This window comes from Dactylosporangium siamense, from assembly GCF_016862795.1.
Lineage (GTDB): Bacteria > Actinomycetota > Actinomycetes > Mycobacteriales > Micromonosporaceae > Dactylosporangium > Dactylosporangium siamense.
In genome coordinates, this window is sequence record NZ_BONQ01000106.1 from 1 (window position 1) to 17,871 (window position 17,871).

General features: G+C 72.4%; 21 protein-coding genes. 9 read left to right on the plus strand and 12 right to left on the minus strand.

Going from position 1 to position 17,871, the window contains the following annotated elements; translation table 11 throughout:
* Nucleotides 1-77: 77 nt before the first annotated feature.
* Nucleotides 78-1,034 carry a hypothetical protein gene (locus Dsi01nite_RS32885; RefSeq protein WP_203850219.1) on the minus strand — a complete coding sequence of 319 codons (957 nt, stop codon included), beginning with the start codon at nt 1,032-1,034 and terminating at the stop codon, nt 78-80.
* A 332-nt stretch (nt 1,035-1,366) separates the two neighbouring features.
* On the opposite strand from Dsi01nite_RS32885, the gene Dsi01nite_RS32890 reads away from it, so the two are divergent.
* A complete protein-coding gene (locus Dsi01nite_RS32890; protein ID WP_203850220.1) occupies nt 1,367-2,008 on the plus strand; it encodes a DUF4328 domain-containing protein in 642 nt (213 codons plus the stop codon).
* Here the strand turns inward: Dsi01nite_RS32890 and Dsi01nite_RS32895 are convergent, their stop codons facing one another.
* Nucleotides 2,009-3,106, minus strand: a complete 1,098-nt coding sequence (locus tag Dsi01nite_RS32895) for an endonuclease/exonuclease/phosphatase family protein (protein ID WP_203850221.1) — start codon at nt 3,104-3,106, stop codon at nt 2,009-2,011. It lies immediately after the preceding gene.
* Nucleotides 3,107-3,245: 139 nt separating this feature from the next.
* On the opposite strand from Dsi01nite_RS32895, the gene Dsi01nite_RS32900 reads away from it, so the two are divergent.
* The gene (locus Dsi01nite_RS32900) at nt 3,246-5,936 is read left to right on the plus strand and encodes a glycoside hydrolase family 9 protein (RefSeq protein WP_203850222.1); all 2,691 of its coding nucleotides are present in this window, start codon (nt 3,246-3,248) and stop codon (nt 5,934-5,936) included.
* A 120-nt stretch (nt 5,937-6,056) separates the two neighbouring features.
* Here the strand turns inward: Dsi01nite_RS32900 and Dsi01nite_RS32905 are convergent, their stop codons facing one another.
* Together Dsi01nite_RS32905 and Dsi01nite_RS32910 are read right to left on the minus strand one after the other, a co-directional pair.
* Nucleotides 6,057-6,362, minus strand: coding sequence for a transcriptional regulator (locus Dsi01nite_RS32905; protein WP_203850223.1), 306 nt, complete (start codon nt 6,360-6,362; stop codon nt 6,057-6,059).
* Nucleotides 6,359-6,823 carry a hypothetical protein gene (locus tag Dsi01nite_RS32910; protein WP_203850224.1) on the minus strand — a complete coding sequence of 155 codons (465 nt, stop codon included), beginning with the start codon at nt 6,821-6,823 and terminating at the stop codon, nt 6,359-6,361. Before Dsi01nite_RS32910 ends, Dsi01nite_RS32905 begins: the two co-directional genes overlap by 4 nt.
* Before the next feature lie 64 nt (nt 6,824-6,887).
* Here Dsi01nite_RS32910 and Dsi01nite_RS32915 point away from each other — a divergent pair, with 64 nt between their 5' ends.
* Nucleotides 6,888-7,676: an endonuclease/exonuclease/phosphatase family protein gene (locus tag Dsi01nite_RS32915; protein ID WP_203850225.1), complete on the plus strand. Its 789-nt coding sequence runs from the start codon at nt 6,888-6,890 to the stop codon at nt 7,674-7,676.
* Nucleotides 7,677-7,722: 46 nt separating this feature from the next.
* A complete protein-coding gene (locus Dsi01nite_RS32920) occupies nt 7,723-8,148 on the plus strand; it encodes an AraC-like ligand-binding domain-containing protein (protein ID WP_203850226.1) in 426 nt (141 codons plus the stop codon).
* Here Dsi01nite_RS32920 and Dsi01nite_RS32925 read toward each other — a convergent pair.
* Nucleotides 8,070-8,375: an FG-GAP repeat protein gene (locus Dsi01nite_RS32925; protein WP_203850227.1), complete on the minus strand. Its 306-nt coding sequence runs from the start codon at nt 8,373-8,375 to the stop codon at nt 8,070-8,072. The two genes, Dsi01nite_RS32920 and Dsi01nite_RS32925, sit on opposite strands and share 79 nt — an antisense overlap.
* A 114-nt stretch (nt 8,376-8,489) precedes the next feature.
* Between Dsi01nite_RS32925 and Dsi01nite_RS32930 the strand changes: the two genes are divergently transcribed.
* Complete coding sequence (locus Dsi01nite_RS32930; protein ID WP_203850228.1) at nt 8,490-9,596, plus strand: hypothetical protein; 1,107 nt, start codon at nt 8,490-8,492, stop codon at nt 9,594-9,596.
* A gap of 43 nt (nt 9,597-9,639) precedes the next feature.
* On the opposite strand, the gene Dsi01nite_RS32935 is transcribed toward Dsi01nite_RS32930, so the two are convergent.
* Complete coding sequence (locus Dsi01nite_RS32935; protein ID WP_203850229.1) at nt 9,640-10,728, minus strand: glycoside hydrolase family 11 protein; 1,089 nt, start codon at nt 10,726-10,728, stop codon at nt 9,640-9,642.
* Between the two features lie 190 nt (nt 10,729-10,918).
* On the opposite strand from Dsi01nite_RS32935, the gene Dsi01nite_RS32940 reads away from it, so the two are divergent.
* On the plus strand, nt 10,919-11,656 hold the full coding sequence (locus tag Dsi01nite_RS32940) for a VOC family protein (protein WP_203850230.1): 738 nt from the start codon (nt 10,919-10,921) through the stop codon (nt 11,654-11,656).
* A 7-nt stretch (nt 11,657-11,663) separates the two neighbouring features.
* Here Dsi01nite_RS32940 and Dsi01nite_RS32945 read toward each other — a convergent pair whose 3' ends face one another.
* Both Dsi01nite_RS32945 and Dsi01nite_RS32950 read right to left on the minus strand, forming a co-directional pair.
* Nucleotides 11,664-12,305, minus strand: a complete 642-nt coding sequence (locus tag Dsi01nite_RS32945; protein ID WP_203850231.1) for an SMI1/KNR4 family protein — start codon at nt 12,303-12,305, stop codon at nt 11,664-11,666.
* A 28-nt stretch (nt 12,306-12,333) separates the two neighbouring features.
* Nucleotides 12,334-13,026: a CPBP family intramembrane glutamic endopeptidase gene (locus tag Dsi01nite_RS32950; protein WP_203850232.1), complete on the minus strand. Its 693-nt coding sequence runs from the start codon at nt 13,024-13,026 to the stop codon at nt 12,334-12,336.
* Between the two features lie 66 nt (nt 13,027-13,092).
* Here Dsi01nite_RS32950 and Dsi01nite_RS32955 point away from each other — a divergent pair, with 66 nt between their 5' ends.
* Nucleotides 13,093-13,560 (plus strand): hypothetical protein, encoded by a 468-nt coding sequence (locus Dsi01nite_RS32955; protein WP_203850233.1) that lies wholly within the window; start codon nt 13,093-13,095, stop codon nt 13,558-13,560.
* On the opposite strand, the gene Dsi01nite_RS32960 is transcribed toward Dsi01nite_RS32955, so the two are convergent.
* On the minus strand, nt 13,557-14,315 hold the full coding sequence (locus tag Dsi01nite_RS32960; RefSeq protein ID WP_239136343.1) for a DUF427 domain-containing protein: 759 nt from the start codon (nt 14,313-14,315) through the stop codon (nt 13,557-13,559). The genes Dsi01nite_RS32955 and Dsi01nite_RS32960 overlap by 4 nt on opposite strands.
* Nucleotides 14,312-14,776, minus strand: coding sequence for a MarR family winged helix-turn-helix transcriptional regulator (locus Dsi01nite_RS32965; protein WP_203850234.1), 465 nt, complete (start codon nt 14,774-14,776; stop codon nt 14,312-14,314). The genes Dsi01nite_RS32960 and Dsi01nite_RS32965 overlap by 4 nt, the downstream gene beginning before the upstream one ends.
* Before the next feature lie 37 nt (nt 14,777-14,813).
* Between Dsi01nite_RS32965 and pip the strand changes: the two genes are divergently transcribed.
* Nucleotides 14,814-15,758 carry a prolyl aminopeptidase gene (pip, locus tag Dsi01nite_RS32970; RefSeq protein ID WP_203850235.1) on the plus strand — a complete coding sequence of 315 codons (945 nt, stop codon included), beginning with the start codon at nt 14,814-14,816 and terminating at the stop codon, nt 15,756-15,758.
* Here the strand turns inward: pip and Dsi01nite_RS32975 are convergent.
* Nucleotides 15,748-16,437 (minus strand): NAD(P)-dependent oxidoreductase, encoded by a 690-nt coding sequence (locus Dsi01nite_RS32975; RefSeq protein ID WP_203850236.1) that lies wholly within the window; start codon nt 16,435-16,437, stop codon nt 15,748-15,750. The genes pip and Dsi01nite_RS32975 overlap by 11 nt on opposite strands.
* Nucleotides 16,438-16,476: 39 nt before the next feature.
* On the opposite strand from Dsi01nite_RS32975, the gene Dsi01nite_RS32980 reads away from it, so the two are divergent.
* The gene (locus Dsi01nite_RS32980; protein WP_203850237.1) at nt 16,477-17,064 is read left to right on the plus strand and encodes a TetR family transcriptional regulator; all 588 of its coding nucleotides are present in this window, start codon (nt 16,477-16,479) and stop codon (nt 17,062-17,064) included.
* Here Dsi01nite_RS32980 and Dsi01nite_RS32985 read toward each other — a convergent pair.
* On the minus strand, nt 17,051-17,809 hold the full coding sequence (locus tag Dsi01nite_RS32985) for a dienelactone hydrolase family protein (protein ID WP_203850238.1): 759 nt from the start codon (nt 17,807-17,809) through the stop codon (nt 17,051-17,053). The genes Dsi01nite_RS32980 and Dsi01nite_RS32985 overlap by 14 nt on opposite strands.
* Nucleotides 17,810-17,871: the final 62 nt, after the last annotated feature.

The window sequence follows — 17,871 nt, forward strand, 5'->3', positions numbered from 1 at the left end:
TGCGTCCTCACTTCGTTCCGGGCGCCTGACCCAACACTGTCCCTCCGATGACCGGCCCGAGTCGCTTCGCTGGCCGGTCATGCGACCTCCCGCCAGTGCCTGACCCAGCCGGCCCGCCGGTCCTCCACCACGCGGTGCATCAGCCCGCACCGGTGCACCGGACCGGCCCGCAGCGGCGCCGGGAACACCCCGGACTCGCGGATCTCCCGCATCACTTCGGCGTGCAGGCCGGGCAGCCGCGGGTCCCCGGTGATGGTCATCGCGTTGAACCGCGCCTCCCAGATGCCGTGCACCACCCCGTCGGCCTCGCTCAGCGCCGAGACCTCCGCCGGCACGCGCTTGTCGAGGACCTCCCGCGCGAGGATCTCGGCGTTGAAGTACTCGCGCTTCGCCGCGCCGACCTCGGTGTGCCCGGCCGCCCGCAGCTGCCGCACGAACAGTGCCTCCTCCAGCGCCGCCGCGGCGTCCTCGGCGAGGTCCCGCACCGGCGTCCGCTGCACCTGTGCGGGCACGTACGGGTCGTAGAAGTGCCGCCGCACGTGCGCGCAGTCCGGCCGGACGAGATGGTTGCGCAGCACGTTCTCGTGCCACAGCTCGATCGCGACGCCGGTCTCGCGCTGCCGCCGGGCCCGCCAGTTGTCCCACCACTGCGCGGTCTGCGCGTCCATGCTCGCCGGGACGCACAGCACCCACTGGCTCAGCCGGTACCCGTTGCGGGCGGCCGCGGCGACGGCGGAGTCGAACGACTCGCGGATCTGCGCCTGCTGTGAACGGCCGACCACGGGCCAGAAGTACTTCGACTGCCAGATGACGACGAGCCCCGACAGCTCACCGAGCAGGATGTCGATGCCCCAGTCGCCGGGGTTGGCGGTGATCGCCCGGGCTCCCGGGTAGATCGCCGCGAGCAGCATCGCCAGCATCTGCTCGAAGTCGTCGCGGGCCCCGGCGATGTTGCCGGCCCGCAACTGGTGTGCCGCGAAGTTGATCGGGGGCTCACCGGAGGCAAGACTCATCGCGGCCGCGGTCGCACTCATCTCCCCTCCTCCCTCGTGCCGCAGCGTCGGCGACCCCCATTGATCTTCGCGACTTCAAGGTTGTCACGCAAAGCAATAGATCCGCTACCAAGCGCGCGTTGTTCGCGGATGTTTCACCGGTTGTTGGTCGCCCGAACGGGTGAGGGGCTCCTGGTCAACCGATGCCGGCGAGCGACGCGGTCACGGAGAGGCCGAGCCCACCCGCAACACCGATCAGGGCCGAGACCGTCGTCGCCGCCCAGAGGAAGTCCCGGTGCAGGAGGACCGATGTCCCTTCCTGCCCGGGACGGCATCCCGGAAAGCTACCGGTGGTCGATGCCGAGGGAGAGCGCATGAGCGAGACGCGGACCGCCGCGGGACACAGACTGCAGGCGATCAGTTGGGTGACCGTCGCCGCCCTGGCGGCCGCCGGCCTCGCGCATGCCTTCTTCGTCGTCCGGAACCTGCTCGGCCCCCCGGACGTGTCCGGCAGGATCGTCGCGCAACGGACCGCGTTCAGCTTCGGCTGGTCCATCGATGGCGAGCCCGGCCTGCAGGCCGTCACCGTCGCCCGGGCGCTCAGCCTGATCGTGTTCATCGTCTGGCTCTACCGTGCCCACGACAACTTCGGCCGGCGCGACAACCCCCTCGAATGGCACAAGGCCTGGGTGGTCGCCGGCTGGTTCGTCCCCGTGGCGAACCTCGTCGTGCCCGGTCAGGTGGTCAAGGAGGTCTACCGGCGCAGCTACCCGGAGCGGGCGTCGTCCTCGGTCCAGCTCGTCAGCGCATGGTGGTTGGCGCTGCTGCTCACCTTCATCAGCGTCACCGACACCACCGTGCACGTCCCCCCGGGGGCCGACACGACGGTGACCACCGTGTACACCCCGGCGTTCCTCGCCGTGATCACCGGTGGCGCCGGCGTCCTGGCCGCGATCCTCGGCGGCGTCATCGTGCGGCGCGTCTCGGTGTGGCAGGACGACCAGGCCGCCGGATGACTACAGCCGGGCCAGGTCGATGTCGGCGTAGATGGCGGCGTGGTCGGAGCCCGCGTGGACCGGCTGCGTCATCGTCTCGTAGATCGGCCACAGCGCGCCGCGGCGACCGCCCCACACGCCCTTGCGCAGGATGCCGCCGCCCGTCGCCGCGGCGAACAGGGCGGGGGACAGCAGCACGTAGTCCAGCTTGTTCGGGGCCGTGCAGTAGCCGTACGTGCCGGGCCGCCCGCCGTCGTCGAAGCCCGGATGGGTGCTGACGTCGCGCAGGTCGGTGTCGCGCAGCAGCGGGGCCAGGGGATCGCTGGCGGGGGTGTCGTTGAGGTCGCCGACGACGGCGACGAGCGGGGTGTCCTGGGCGCGGTAGATGTCCGCCACCCGGGCGGCCTGCCGGCGGCGGCGCGCGTCGGAGGCGGCCTTCCCGCCGTAGCCCTTGCTCTTGAGGTGGTTGACCAGCATCACCAGGGTCTGCCCGCCGGGGAGCCGGAAGTGGTACTCGGGGCAGTCGCGGCTGAAGATCCGGCCGCGCTCGTCGGTGTCGTCGACGTGGGTCCGCTGCCCGACCGGCGGATATTCCACAGTGGACATGACGCCGACGTCGATGCCGCGCTCGTCGTTGCCGTCGACCACCATGAAGTGCTCGTAGACGCCGTTGAGGCCGCCGTCGGCGAACCGTTTCAAGGCCAGGCGGCTCTCCGCCTCGATGACGCCGAGAATGTCGGCGCCGACGTCGAGGATGACCCGGGCGGTGTTGAGCAGCGCCAGCTCGTCGACCCGGTCGGTGGTCAGCTCCACCCAGCCGATCCAGTCGGCCCGCCCGCCGGCGACGACCTCGACCCGCCCGGTGCGCCGGCGCACCAGGAGGCGCCCACGGTTCTGCCGCAGCCGCGCGAACTTGGCGGTGTCGCCGTTGCGCAGCCCCAGCCGGTTGAGCTCGCGCAGGATGTCGTGCTTGACCTCGTCGGTGTACTCCGGCTCCTCGAGCAGCTCGCACACCCGCTGGAACGCCTCCAGGATCGGCCGCCCGAGCGCCCAGGTGCGCTGGTCGAGGGCCTTGGCCCGGTTGAACAGGTTCTCGACGTTGTAGGTCGCGAGCCGCATGCGCCGTAAGTTACATGGCCGGCGCACGCTGGAGGGTCCGTGACGTCGAACGAGCTTTACAGCGTGTCGAGGGTCCGCCTACGGTCCGGCACGCCGGCGCCCGCCAGTGCCGGCACCTTTGCCGCAGGAGGAAATGTCGATGAGCTCACGCCGTACCGTGGCGATTGTCGCCGCCGGTGCACTGTTGGGGTTGGCCGTGGGTGTGCCGCCGGCCACCGCCGCGCCGGACCCCGGGTCGCCGGTCAAGGTCAACCAGGTCGCCTACGTGCCGGGGTTGCCGAAGCAGGCCACCGTCGTCAGTCCGGCCGGCGCGCCGATCGGGTGGACGTTGCGCAACGGCGCCGGTGCGACCGTCGCATCCGGACAGACGGCGGTGAAGGGCGCCGATGCCCTGTCCGGCGACAACGTGCACGTGGTGGACTTCTCCGCCTACGACACCCCCGGCAGTGGTTACGTGCTGTCGGCCGGCGGGTCGGACAGCTATCCGTTCGACATCTCCGCCGCGCCGGTGAAGCAACTGCGGTACGACTCCCTGGCCTTCTTCTACCACCAGCGCAGCGGCATCGCGATCGAGTCGCAGTACGTCGGCAGCCGCTACGCCCGCCCCGCCGGGCACGTCGGCGTCGCGCCGAACCAGGGTGACACCTCAGTGCCGTGCCGCACCTCCTGCGGCTACTCCCTCGACGTTCGCGGCGGCTGGTACGACGCCGGCGACCAGGGCAAGTACGTCGTCAACGGCGGCATCGCCGCGTGGCAGCTGCTGAACCTCTACGAGCGCAGCACCGACCGGGCCGCGCTCGGCGACGGCACCCTCGCCATCCCGGAGCGTGCCAACGGCGTCCCCGACGTGCTGGACGAGGCCCGCTGGGAGGTCGAGTTCCTGCTGCGGATGCAGGTGCCGGACGGGCGTACCGACGCCGGCATGGTCCATCACAAGATCCATGACGAGAACTGGACCGGGCTGCCGATGCGCCCGGAGGCCGACCCCCAGCGGCGGCTGCTGTCGCCGGTGAGCACCGCCGCGACCCTCAACGTCGCCGCCGTCGCGGCGCAGGCGGCCCGGATCTGGCGCACCATCGACCCGGCGTTCTCCGCTCGCGCGCTCACCGCGGCGCAGAAGGCGTACGCGGCGGCGAAGGCGAACCCGAGCCGGCTCGCCAGCGGCAGCGACAGCACCGGCGGCGGCGCGTATGACGACGCGGTCGTCACCGACGAGTTCTACTGGGCGGCGGCGGAGCTGTACACGACGACCGGGACCGCCTCCTACCGCGCCGACGTGACCGGTTCGGCGCTGTACAAGGGCGCCGGCTTCAACCAGCGCGGCTACGACTGGGGCTGGGTCGCCGGCCTGGGTGACACCACCCTCGCGCTGGTCCCGAACGACCTGCCGGCCGCGGATGTCGCCGCGACCCGGGCGAAGTTCGCGTCGTTCGCCGACGGGCTGCTGAGCCAGATGGCGGGGCAGGGCTACCCGGCGCCGAACGGCGGCACCACCTACAACTGGGGCTCCGACGGGCAGATCGCCAACAACGCCGCGGTGCTCGGGCTCGCCCACGACTTCACCGGCCTCGCCAAGTATCGCACCGGCGCGTTCCAGGCCCTCGACTACCTGCTGGGCCGCAACCCGCTGAACCAGTCCTACATCGCCGGCTACGGCGAGAAGGCGGTCCGCAACGTGCACCACCGGTTCTGGGCCAACCAGTCCGACGCGTCGCTGCCGACCGCGCCGCCCGGGTCGCTGTCCGGCGGCCCGAACAGCGGCCTGCAGGACCCGGTCGCGCAGGCGCAGCTGGCCGGCTGCAAGGCGCAGAAGTGTTTCGTCGACGACATCGGCGCGTACTCGGTGAACGAGGTCGCGGTCAACTGGAACTCGGCCCTCGCCTCCCTGGCGAGCTGGGCCGCCGAGCACACCGGCACGGTCCCGCCGCAGGACACGACCGCGCCGAGCGTCCCGGGCACCCCGGCCGCCTCCGACGTGGCCGCGACCACGCTGCGACTGACCTGGGCGGCGTCCACGGACGCGGAGAGCGGCGTCACCGGTTACGAGGTCCGGCGCGTGTCCGGCGGCACGTCGACGGTCGTCGCCACGCCCACCACCGCGTCGGCGGCGCTGAGCGGGTTGACGGCCGCGACCGCGTACACGTTCACGGTGGCCGCCCGCAACGGCGCCGGGCTCACGTCCGCCGCGTCGGCGCCGGTCACGGTCACCACCGCCGCCCCGCCCGCGGACAACCCGCCGTCGGCACCCGGGACCCCGGTCGCGTCGGCGGTGACGGCCACCGGCCTGACGTTGACGTGGCCCGCCGCCACCGACGACCGCGGCGTCGCCGGCTACGAGGTCGTCCGCCAGCAGGGCGACGCGTTGTCGATCGTCGCCAGCAGCACCGGGCCGTCGATCACGCTGACCGGGCTGACCCCCGCAACCGATTACGTGCTGATGGTCCGGGCCAAGGACACCGCCGGGCAGTTCTCCGGGTTCTCCGCCGCGGCCACGGTGCGGACACCGCCGGCCACCAGTGGCGGATGCCGGGTCGCGTACTCAACGAACAGCTGGGGCACCGGGTTCAGCGGCAGCGTCACCGTCACCAACGGCGGGACGACCGCGTGGACGTCGTGGACGCTGGTGTTCACGTTCCCCGGCGACCAGCGCGTCACGCAGGGCTGGTCGGGCCGCTGGTCGCAGACCGGTTCGACGGTGACCGTCACCAACGAGACCTGGAACGGCGCGGTCCCTGCCGGCGGCACCGTCAGCCTCGGCTTCAACGGCTCGTACACCGGCACCAACGCGAACCCGGCGGTGTTCACCGTCAACGGCACCACCTGCACCTGACCCCGTTGCGGAAGCACCTGGTTGATGACTGGTCACCGGCGGACAGTCATCAACCAGGTAGCGCGCCGGTGACCAGTCCATGCTGCCCGTTCCCCGCCTCTGATCCGCCGGCGGCACAGACTACAGGTCCTGCGCGATGCCGGTGCCGTCGAGCAGGGCGCGCAGCGCCGTGCAGTGCGCCCGGTAGGCGGACTCGCCGGCGGGCGTCATCCGAAACGTGGTGCTGCCGCCCCGGCCGTGCCCGGACTTCGTCGCCTGCACGTAGCCGGCGGCCTCGAGGGTCGCCATCTGCTTCGACAGATCGGACTCGCTGATCTGGAGGTGGTCGCGGAGGAACCGGAACGAAGCGGACGGGGCGTTGGCCAGGATCGCCATCGCGGCGAGGCGCTTCGGCACGTGGATGACCGGGTCGATGCCGTCGATCATGCGAGCCGTGACCTGACCTTCGCCGCCGCGGCCGCGTATCGCCGCTCGTAGACCGCGAGCCCGGCGGTGACGAGCACGAACGCGACCCCGGCCGCGACCGGCACCCCGGCCAGCCACCAGACGAACCCGACCACCACCACGACGACGGGCAGCGCGATCGCGTAGCCGCGCCAGGCGGCCGCGATCTCGTGCGGCGGGGTGCCGCGCCCGGGCATCGGCAGGGCGCCGTGCCGGCGGCGCATCCAGGTCAGGAACGCCAGCTCCAGCACGATCAGCGCGGCGAGGGTCCCGACGAACAGCACGGCGTCCGACCGCCACCAGGTGAAGGCGCCGATCATGCCGGCCACCCACGCGCCGATCGCGGGGGAGTACCACCACGGCGTCGGCGGGTAGTCGATGTACGGCGCGGCCTCCGCCCGCCGCACGAGCGCCAGCTGCTCCCGGACCTCATCACTTTCCATACTGGAAACCGTACGCCATCACTTTCCAGTAGTGCAAGTAAGGCGGGGATGATGCAATACCCCGATGACCGAGGTGCGGCTGCTCACCCTCAACGCGCTCATCCGCGACGACGTCCCGGCCCGGCTGCGCGCGCTCGGCCCGGTGCTGGAGCGGTCCGGCTACGACATCGTGTGCCTGCAGGAGGTGCTGCACCGTGGCAGCGCGCGGCTGCTGCGCCGGGTCACGCCCGGCTACGAGAACCGGGCCGGCACCGGACTGACCCTGCTCGCCGGCGGCCTGCTGCTGGTGTCGCGGTGGCCGATCCGGCGGCACCGGTTCGCGCGGTTCCCCATGACCCGGCCGCTGCGCACCGAGCTGCTCATGCGCAAGGGCGCGCAGCTCGCCGTCGTGGACACCCCGGCGGGACCCCTCGCGGTCGTCAACACCCACCTGTCCGCCAACCGCGACGACGACTGGTCGGAGGGCAACCGGTACACCGCCATCATCCGCGGCGAACTGGACTGCCTGGCGCGGCTGGTCACCGGGTTCGAACCGGACCTGCCGGCGGTCGTCGTCGGGGACTTCAACGTGCCCCGCGACGCGCCGGTGTTCACCCGGTTCGCCGCCGCGGCCGGCCTGCGCGACGTCCTCGCCGGCGACACGTCCACCACCTACCGGCCGACGCCGCGGTGGCCGTCGCCGCCGGCTCTGGACCAGGTCCTGCTCCGCCCGGCCGCGGACCGGCCGGTGACCGCGCGGGCGCGCACCGTCCTGCGGGACGCGGTCCGCGTCGCCGACGGCCGCGACCTGTTCCTGTCCGACCACTACGGCATCGAGGCCGACCTGTCGTTCGGGACGCCCGGACCCGCGTAGCCGGCGCCCGTGCACACTGGGCTGGTCGCACAGCAGAGGAGGCGCCGTGGCATACGTCCTGGACACAGCGGACCTGGCCGCACCGGAACGGGTGGAAGCCGTCCACACCGCCATGATGTACGCCTCCGCGCCCTGCCACGTCATCCACGAGGACCCGGCCGGGGCCGTGCACGCCCGGATGGAGGTGTGGGACCTCGGCAACGCCACCATCTTCACGCACCGCTCCTCCGGCATCCGGCTGCTGCGCACGGACAAGCTGGCCAGACAGGACGCGATGCCGGTCATCGCGGTGTCGGTGCAGCTGCGGTCGCAGGGGCGCTTCGAGCAGCGGCGGCAGCAGCGGGTGGTGCCGTCCGGGGAGCTGCTGGCGGTCGACCTGTCCGGCGCCTACGACTACTCGTGGTCCGGGGACGGTGCCGCGGGGTGCATCCAGAAGTCCTCGGCGAGCAGCGCCCGGGGTTCGGTGCTGTAGCCGCGCACGGACCGGCCCGGGTACAGCCACAGGGCGCGCGGGGAGCTCCAGGAGGGGCCGGTCTGCGGCGTCCGGGCGACGATGTCCAGGTGCCCGTCGCCGTCGTAGTCGACGACCGCACCGAAGTCGTACCGGCCCGTGTAATAGGCCGCGGCCGGTGACGCGGTGCAGACGGCGAGGCCGGCCCCCACGACCAGAGCCGTCACGCCCGGCATGACCTTGCGCATGATCCGCTCCCTCGCGAACCGGGGCCTCCGCCGGCCCGGGCCGTCAGGGTAGGAACACCCATGCGGAAAGCCTGGTCGGCGTCGCATTTCCCGTCAGCCGGGTAACCTGCCCGGGTGACCGACGAGCCGTCGAACGGCACCGCCCTCCCGGCGTCGCTGGCCCTGGTGCCGGACGGATCCCTGCAGGAGGTCGCCGACGCCGCCGTCGCGGGTCTGCGCGCCGGCCACCCCGCCGCCGATCTGATCGTGGGCCTGAGCCTGCAGGCTCCCCATACCCTCCGGCCCCATCTGGAGCGGCTGTGGGACCTCGCGCCGAACTCGCCGACATACTCCGCCTGCTGGCCGTGGCGGGGCGCGGACGACAACGAGATCGACCGCCTCGCCGCCCGGCTCCACGCGGCACCCGCCGAGTCGGATCGGGCGTGGCGGTGCCTCCTCGAAACCCGCATGGCCCGCGGCTGGTCGATCGCGGTCGCCGCCATCGGCGGCGTGGTTCCGGCAGGGGACTACGCGGACGCGTGTCTCAACCTCGTCGGCATCGAGCGGCGCGCCGGCGGGATCCGTCGTCTCGTCACCGAGCCCACCTGCCACATCGAGTTCCCGCAGGGCTTCCTCGTCCCGCCGGGACGGGGTGGCGGCCGCGGCGCGATGCCCGACCCGAGCTGGTATCCGGGCTCCGGCGTCGCCGGTGCCGGCAGGTTCGGCGGCGAGGTCGACGCCCGCTGCGCGGTGTGCGGCGGTCCGTTGCACCGCCTGCTTGCCTTCGACCAGGCACCCGCGAACGTCCCCGGCGGCCTCCAGGTCGTCACATGCCTGAGCTGCCTGGGCTGGTCCCAGCAGGTCCTGTACTTCGCCCACCACGGAACCTCGGTCCGCCCCGCCGGCCCCGCGCTGACCAGGCAACGGCCGGAGTTCCCGGCCGAGGCGCTCCCCGAGACACCGGTGAGGATCCGGCCCAGCTCCCCGCGGTGGCGCCGGCAGGACTGGGCCTACAGCAACGGCGAGGAGAACCTGCACCGCGTGGGCGGCGAGCCGACGTGGATCCAGTCGGCCGAGTTCCCGGCCTGCCCGGCCTGCCACCGCACGATGCGGTTTCTGCTCCAGCTCGACTCGCTGGAGATCGAGGGCGGTCCGTGGTGGCTCTGGGGCAGCGGCGGCATCCTGTACAGCTTCTGGTGTGACGGCTGCTCGCTGTCCGCGACGCTCTGGCAGTGCACCTGATCCCGCCGGCTCCTTGCCTCGGAGCCGGCGGGACCGTCGGCGGTCAGCGGCAGGCGGCGCCGTTGAGGGTGAAGCCGCTCGGGGCGGCGGTGTTGCCGGAGTGGTTGGCCTGGAAGCCGATCGTGGTCGAGGCGCCCGGCGCGATGGAGCCGTTGTAGCTGGCGTTGGTCGCGGTCACCTGGCCGCTGCTCGGCGAGTACGTGGCGTTCCAGCCGGACGTGATCGTCTGCCCGGCGGCGAGCGTGAACCGCAGCTGCCAGCCGTTGATGGCCGTCGTGCCGGTGTTGGTGATGGTGATGTTGTCCGTCAGCCCGGTGTTCCACGGGTTGAGGGTGTTGGTCACCTGGCACGCCGCGGTGCCGCCGCCGGGCGGTGGGCTGGACGGGCCGGGCGAGCTCGGGCGCGGCGAGGTGGTGGTGGGGCCGGGCCCGGGGCCCTCGGTGACCGTGATGCTGGAGCTGCCGCTGCTCTGGTAGCCCTCGGTGGCGAGGATCTGGTAGTCGTGGGCGCCGAGGTTCAGCCCGAGGCCCGCCCAGGCGTTGAAGTGGTTGGCGGTGGTGATGGTGCCGCCGGTCCGCTTCTGCTGCCGGACGCTCCAGTACTGGTAGAACGTCGCGGTGCCGATGATGGAGGGCTGGTTGACGCGCTGGGTGCGGTAGATGTCATAGGTGCTGCCGTCGGTGGTGACCGAACCCAGCCGCTGCGCGCCGGTGCTCGGGTTGTAGCTGCCGAAGTTCTCCACGACGTAGTACTCGATGAGCGGGTTCGTGGTCCAGCCGTACAGCGCCAGGTAGCCGTTGCCGTTGACGTTGAACGTGCCGGAGTAGTTCACGGTGTGACTGGAGCCGGGCTTCCAGCCCTTGCCGACGACGGTGTTGTTGGTGCCGCCGGCCCACTGGACGCTGTAGGAGCCGCCCGCGCCCAGCGTCACGGTGACGTTGCCGTTGTCCTTCCAGTAGGAGAAGAAGTACCCGTTGTGGGTGCCGGTGGTGTTCGACGTGACGGTCCGGTCGGCCTCGGCGTTGGCGGTGCCGGTCAGCGCGACCGCGGCGGCCGCGGCGAGCACGACGGCGCACGCGCCGCCGATGAGCAGTCTTCCGCGGTGCCTGCGATGTGTTGCGACGTGGTTCATGTGGACTTCCCTTCATGGAGTCAGCCCACTTTCCTCGACCCGGCCACGCCCGTTCAGCGCGTCACGACCCCATTTTTTTCGAAAGTTCACGAGCCGCTTGAGCAGCCAATACACGCGAAACGCCGGGCGGCATCAGGGGCGACGGCGTGAAAGTTTCGCCGTCGAGGAACCGGCGCATAGGATCGTCGGCATGGCGTTGCGCCCTGTCATGGTGAACATCAAGGCCCTTGACCACGCGGCGGTCGGCCGGTTCTGGGCGGAGGCGCTCGGCTGGACCGCCACCAGCGCTCAGACCACCTACGTCGGGCCGCCCGGCGAGTTCGTCTGGCCGGACCCGGTCTTCGTCGGCATCGACGTCGTCGCCGTCCCGGAACCCAGGACGCCGGTGAAGAACCGGGTGCACCTCGACCTCGCCACCACCTCGGCGGCCCATCAGGAGGACCTCGTCGCGCGGCTGCGGGCGCTCGGCGCGACGCCCGCCGACGTGGGTCAGGGCGACGTGCCGTGGACGGTCCTCGCCGACCCGGAGGGCAACGAGTTCTGCGTGCTGGAGCCCCGCGAACGCTACCGGGACACCGGGCCGATCGCCGCGGTCGTGGTCGACTGCGTGGACCCGAGGGCCATGGCGCGGTTCTGGGGCGCGGCGACGGACTGGACCGTGCAGGAGGTGACCGACGAGCTCGCGGCGCTGCGTTCCGCCCAGGGGGTCGGCTCGTATCTGGAGTTCCTCCGCGTGCCCGGCGGCAGGTCAGTGCCGGACCGGGTCCATCTCGACCTGCTGCCGTATCCGGGTGACGACCAGGCGGCGGAGGTGGCCCGGTTGCGCGCGCTCGGCGCCGCCGACCTCGACCTCGGCCAGGGCGACGTGCCGTGGACGTGCCTGACCGACCCGGACGGCCACGAGTTCTGCGTCCTCGCCCCGCACTGACCCGAGGTCAGGCGGTAAGCCCGTCCAGCCAGCGCCGGTACCACTGCGCGAAGTCGATCCGGTTGCCGTCCCCGTCGAGCAGCGGCCGGATGGGACCGTCGCCGGCGGTGTCGTCGGCCCACATCTGGCCGCGGGCCGGGCCGCTGACGACGAGCGCCTCCCGATACGCGCAACCCTGGTGGCACAGGTAGAGCAGGCCGGGGTGATACTCGGGTTCGGCGGCCTGGCACAGCTCCTCGTAGCGTTCCTCGGCCGCGCTGAACTCCTCGTCCGTCGGGTAGTCCGCCTCGTCCGGCGATTCCGGCAGCCAGGGCGCGGGGGTGAACGCCTTCTCGTGCGGGAACGGCTCGGCCAGGATCGTCACGTCGGTGAGTTCCGCGCCGTCGTCGCCGGGCCACTGCCACCCGCCGCCGGTGAGCCGCGGCGGGAACAGCCCGTAGCCGGGGCCGGCGCCGCCCCGGCCGGCCTGCAGCAGGAACGCGCGGTACGCGGCGGGCAGCTCCACCCGCACCTGCGCCTCGAGCGCGGCCAGTTCGGCGGGCGTCAGCGGCGGCTCGAGCCGCCACCGGTGCGCGTCGGCCCCGAACGTCGTGCCGGGATGGGCGGCCAGCCGGGCGAGCCGCCCCGGGACATCCGACCAGTCGATCACGGGCCGTACCCTACCGTCCGGCCGGGCGTCAGGTCGCGATGAGTGGGGGCAGCGCGAACAGCATCACCGTCGACCAGGTCACGTGGGTGAGGACGGGGGCGAGGACGCCGCCGGACGCGCGGCGTTGCAGGCCCAGCACCACGCCGAGGAGGACGGCGGCGAAGACGAGCATCGGGTTGCCGGTGGCGACGGTGGCGATCGCGTAGACGGCGGTGGAGATGGTCACCGGCAGCGTCCGGCCGATCGCGGCGAACAGGGCGCCGCGGAAGAACAGCTCCTCGGCGGCGCCGTTGGCGAGGGTGACGACGGTGATGAGGACGATCGAGCCGTACCTGGCGTGGTCGAGCACGTCGTCGGTGTACGCGCGCAGCGGCGGGATCTCCCGCACGATCAGGGCCCCGGCGACGAAGACGGCACCGGCGAGCAGGCCGGTGAGGATCGGGGTGGCGACGGGCCGGCGCAGCGTGTCGCGGAAGAGGATGTGCCCGAGGTGCAGCGGGCCGGACAGCAGCGCCCCGGCGACCCAGGTCGCGGCGACGGCGAGGGTCATCGGGTAGAACAGCGCGTCGCCGGGGCGGATCGACAGTGAGATCCCGAGCAGCACCGCGCCCACGACGAGGGTCACCGCGGCCACGATCCGCCGGCGCCGGAACGCGCCGTCGGACTGGCTGTGGTCGCGGGGGACGCGGTCGAGGAACGCCGCGGTGAAGATGCGTCTCACCACCTACTGATACCCCACTGGGCCGGGGCGCCCCGCAACATCGACGCGGCGGGCTACCCTCGGGGCATGTTGACCGCGAAGCGGACCAGTGTCTGGCGGAGCCGTTACGAGGTGACCCGGGACGGGCACGTGGTCGCCCGTTGGGAAGGGTCGCTGTGGCGCAGCGGCGGGGGACTCGAGGTGGCCGGGCACGCGTTCGAGGTGCGTGGCAACGCGTGGGGCAGCCGGTTCTCGATGCTGGACAAGGCGGGTGGGGTCGTCGCCGCCGCGGACCGGGTCGGGCGCAAGCGGTGGAGCGTGACGGCCGGCGGGGTGACGTACCAGTTCCAGCGGGCGTCCGTGTGGGGCCAGGCGCAGGACCTCTACGCCGGCGAGCGGAAGGTCGGCTCGGTGCGGAAGGTGAGCTTCTGGGGCAATGACGTCGCCGTCGACCTGCCGGGCGTGCCGCTGCCCGTGCAGGTCTTCGTCCTCGGCGTCATCGTCACCATGTGGCAGGCCCAGGCCGCGGCCGCCTCCGGAGGCGGAGGCGGTTAGCTGAAGTGCGTGACCGGGCGGTCGAGCGGCCGGCCGTCCAGGTGGATGTCGACCTTCTCGTTGTAGAAGCTGACCAGGCCGGCGATCGGCAGCAGCGCCGCGGTCGGGAAGGTGTAGGCCCAGGCGAGGTCCTGGTGCACGGCCGCGCCGATCCGCACGGACCAGTAGTCGCTGGTGCGTCCCTTGTACGGGCACGAGGTCCGCGTCGGTGACGCCTCCAGGTGGGTGAAGTCGACGTCGGTGCGGTTGAGGTAGTACCGGGTCGGCAGGCCGGTCTCGAAGACCATGACCGGTGACGCCGACTCGGCGAGGGTGACCCCGTCGAGGGAGACCCGCACGGTGCGGGTGGAGCGCAGCGCGTCGACGCGGCTGTAGGGGTTGCGGGGGTGGACGAACACCTCCTCGTCCTCCTCGAACCAGGCGTCCAGGGCGTCCCAGTCGAGCCGGGCGAGGCCCTCGACCGGGCCGTCGGTGTAGATCCGGCCGGCGGCGGGCCGGTCCTGGTCGCCGGCGCGCAGGCCGATGCGGCGGGCGCTGCCGCGTTTGAGCTGCTGCACGTGGTCCTCGTCCACGACCAGAGCGGGGTCGAGGTCGGCGGCCGGGATGTAGTACTGCGGGTAGTTCGGCCCTTCCCAGACGTACACGGCGCGGGTGGTGTCCAGGACGGTCCGGCCGTTGAGCATGGCGCGCACCCGGCGCGGCACCGGCTCGGTGTGGTCGACCGGCACGATCATCTTCGGGTAGTCGGCTGTCACGTCTCCCTGCCTACCACCACCGGGCCGATCCGATCACGCATCGGGCGGTGTTCGAGGGTGGTGATCGCCTCCTCGACGAGGCGGCTCAGGGGATACGGCAGCTCCGCGTCGAGCGCCTCGGCGGCCGCGTCGGTGGCGGCCATCTCCGCCTCGATGACGGGCAGCAGCCGCCGCGCGCGGTCGGTGAGGTGCACGATGCGCTGCCGGGCGTCGCTGCCGGGCTCCAGGCGCACGAGGTCCTGCTTGGTCATCTCCGCGACGGTCTGGCTGGCCGCGGAGTGGGTGACGCCGATCGCCGCCGCCAGGTCGCGGATCGTGCGCGGGCCCTGGGTGGCGAGGGTGCGCACGACCGGCGCGAACCGGGGCCGGAACCCGGGCCGGCCGAGGTCGGCGTAGACGGTGGCGACGTCGCCGTCGAGCAGTTCGAGGAGGTGCCGCAGCCGGCTGCCGAGGAATGTCACAGCACTAATATAACAGCGCTGTTGTATTCTGCGGGGCATGTATCCGCTCATCGACCCTCACGACGAGGGCATGCTCGACGTCGGCGACGGCAACCTCGTGCACTGGGACGTCGCCGGCAACCCCGCCGGGCTGCCCGCCGTGGTCGTGCACGGCGGGCCCGGCTCCGGCTGCACCCCGGGCACCCGGCGCTACTTCGACCCGGACCGCTACCGGATCGTCCAGTTCGACCAGCGCAACTGCGGCCGCAGCACCCCGCACGCGTCGAGCCTGGACGCGGACCTGCGCCACAACACCACCGACCACCTCGTCGCCGACATGGAGCGGCTGCGCGAGCACCTCGGCATCGACCGCTGGCTGCTCTTCGGTGGGTCGTGGGGTTCGACGCTGATCCTGGCGTACGCCGAACGCCACCCCCACCACGTCGCCGGCATCGTCATCGACGGGGTGACCTCGACCCGCCGCCGCGAGATCAACTGGCTCTACGAGGGCGTCGGGCGGTTCTTCCCCGCCCAGTGGGCCGCGTTCCGCGACTTCGCCGGGGCTGACGACGGCGACGTCGTCGCCGCCTACGCCCGGCTGATGAACTCGCCCGACCCCGCCGTGCGCGCCGCGACCGCTGAGGCCTGGTGCACCTGGGAGGACGCCGTGATCTCGCTCGAACCGAACGGCGTGCCCGACGCGTACAGCGGCCGCCCGGACGACGCGAAGCAGGCCATGGTCCGCATCTGCACCCACTACGCCGCGCACGCCGCATGGCTGGAGGAGGGTGCCCTGCTCCGCGACGCCGATCGGCTCGCCGGGATTCGAGGTGTACTGCTGCACGGCCGCTTCGACATCAGCAGCCCGCTGGAGACGGCCTGGCACCTCACCCAGCGCTGGCCCGACGCGGAGCTGACGGTCGTGGAGGACTCCGGTCACACCGGCAGCGACACCATGCGGACCCTCATCCGCGCCGCGCTCGACTCGTTCGTCACTTCCTGACGGCCTCCCGCCAGATCAGGCCGATGATGCTGGGCCGCACCTCGGTCGTGACGACCGCCATCGCCCGCCGGACGAACCGCTCGTCATCGAGCTGCGCCACCATGCTCGCGGCGAGGTCCGGACGCGCCGTGAACAGCCCGTCCGCGACGTCGGTCTCGGTGGTGTACCGGGTCACGGCCGGGTGGTCGAACAGGCCGGACGGCCGCACCAGGGTCCAGTCCAGGTCGCTGTCGCGCACCAGGGCCTCCATGCGGCGCATGTCGTCGTGGACGGTCCGGCCCATCCGGCGGTTGAACAGCGGGTCCATGACGGTGTTGAAGAACGTCTCGCCGGTGGGCCGCCAGGCGGGGTCCATGACGCTGGAGCTGACCGCCAGGAGCCGCTTCACCCCGTGCCGGTGCATCGCCGCGACGATGTTCGCCGCGCTGTGCGAGTACACCGACACAAGCTGCCGGGTCAGCGGCGTGCCGAGGCTGGACAGCACCGCGTCGGCGCCGGCGACGGCCCGCTCGGCGGTGCCGGGGTCCAGGACGTCGCCGGTGACGACGGTGAGCCGCGGGCGCGGCGGGAGGGCGTCGGGGCGGCGGCCGACGGCCGTGACGTGGTGCCCGGCGGCGATGGCCTGGTCGATGAGGTGGCGGCCGGTGGGACCGGTCGCGCCGAAGATGACGATACGCATGCCGTTGACGGTGCCGCCGCACCGGCGCAATATTCAACCGTGCTGAATAAAACCCGCGGACGGCCCCGCGGCCGCCCCGACACCCGGGCCCGCATCGCGGCGGCCGCCCGCGAGCTGTTCCTCCAGCACGGCTACCGGGGCACCACCGTCCGCGCGGTCGCCGCCGCGGCCGGGGTCGACCAGGCGCTCATCAGCTACCACTTCGGCTCCAAACAGGGCCTGTTCAGCTCGTCCCTGGATCTGCTGTGCGTGGAGCCGGCCGCCCTGGACGCGGCCCTGCGCGGCGACCCCGCCGGCCTCGCCGACCGGTTGCTGCGCGCCGTCACCGCCCTGTGGGACGCCACCGACCCGGCCGAGCACCGGGTCGCCGCCCTGGACGACGCCACCATGCGCGTCCTGCGCGACTACCTGGACTGTGACCTACGCGTCCGCATCGCTGAATTTCTCGGCGGCCCCGACGCCACCGACCGGGCCACCGCCGCCGTCGCCGTCATCGGCGGCCTCATCTTCACCCGCTACCTGCACCCGGTCCGCTCGATCGCGGCGCTGCCGGCCGCCCGGGTGCGGCGGGTGTTCGGCCCGGCGCTGCACGCCGCCCTGCATCCGCGGCCGGTCACCCTTCGATGAAGGCCAGGATCCGCCGCCAGGCGTCGTCCTGCGCGGCGGTGTGCCCGGGGAGCTGCTCGTCGAAGAAGCCGTGCGGGGCGCCCGGATACACCACGACCTCGTGCGGCACGCCGTGCGCGGTCAGCGCCGCGTCGAACGCGTCGACCTCGCCGGCACCGATGCCCTCGTCCGCGCCGCCGAACATGGCCAGGATCGGGGCCGTGAGCTCCGCGGCCCGCTGCGTCGGCCCGGGCCGTCCGAGCAGTGCACCGGGCATGCCGTAGAGACCGATCGCGCCGGCGAGCCCGAAGCGCGCGGCGGCGGTGAGGAACGCGAACCGGCCGCCGAGACAGCACCCGAGCGACACCACCCGGTCGGCGCTGTCGCGCAGGTGGTCGATGCCGGCGGTGAAGTCGGCGAACAGTTCCTCCTCGCGGAGTTTCATCAGGTGCGGCATCAGGTTCGCCATCTCGCCCCAGCCGGCGCCCCGGGCGGCGGGGTCGAGCCCGGCGGTGCGACCGAAGTAGTCGATCGCGAGCGCGGTGTGCCCGTGCCGGGCGAGCTGCGTCGTCAGCTGCTCGTAGAAGCCGGACAGGCCCCGGTTGTCCGGCAGGACGAGCACCCCGGAGCCGGTGGGTTCGGCCGGCGTCGCCAGGTATCCGGCGAAGCGCGCGCCATCGGCGGCCTCGAGGGTGACGGGGCCGGCCTCGACCTTCGTCCCAGGGTCGGCGTTCTGCGGCGGGCGGGCATCAGCGTCGTAACACACGAACGTCTCCGATCGATCGGCAAGCGGTTCCGCACCGACGATAGGAGACATTCATGACTATC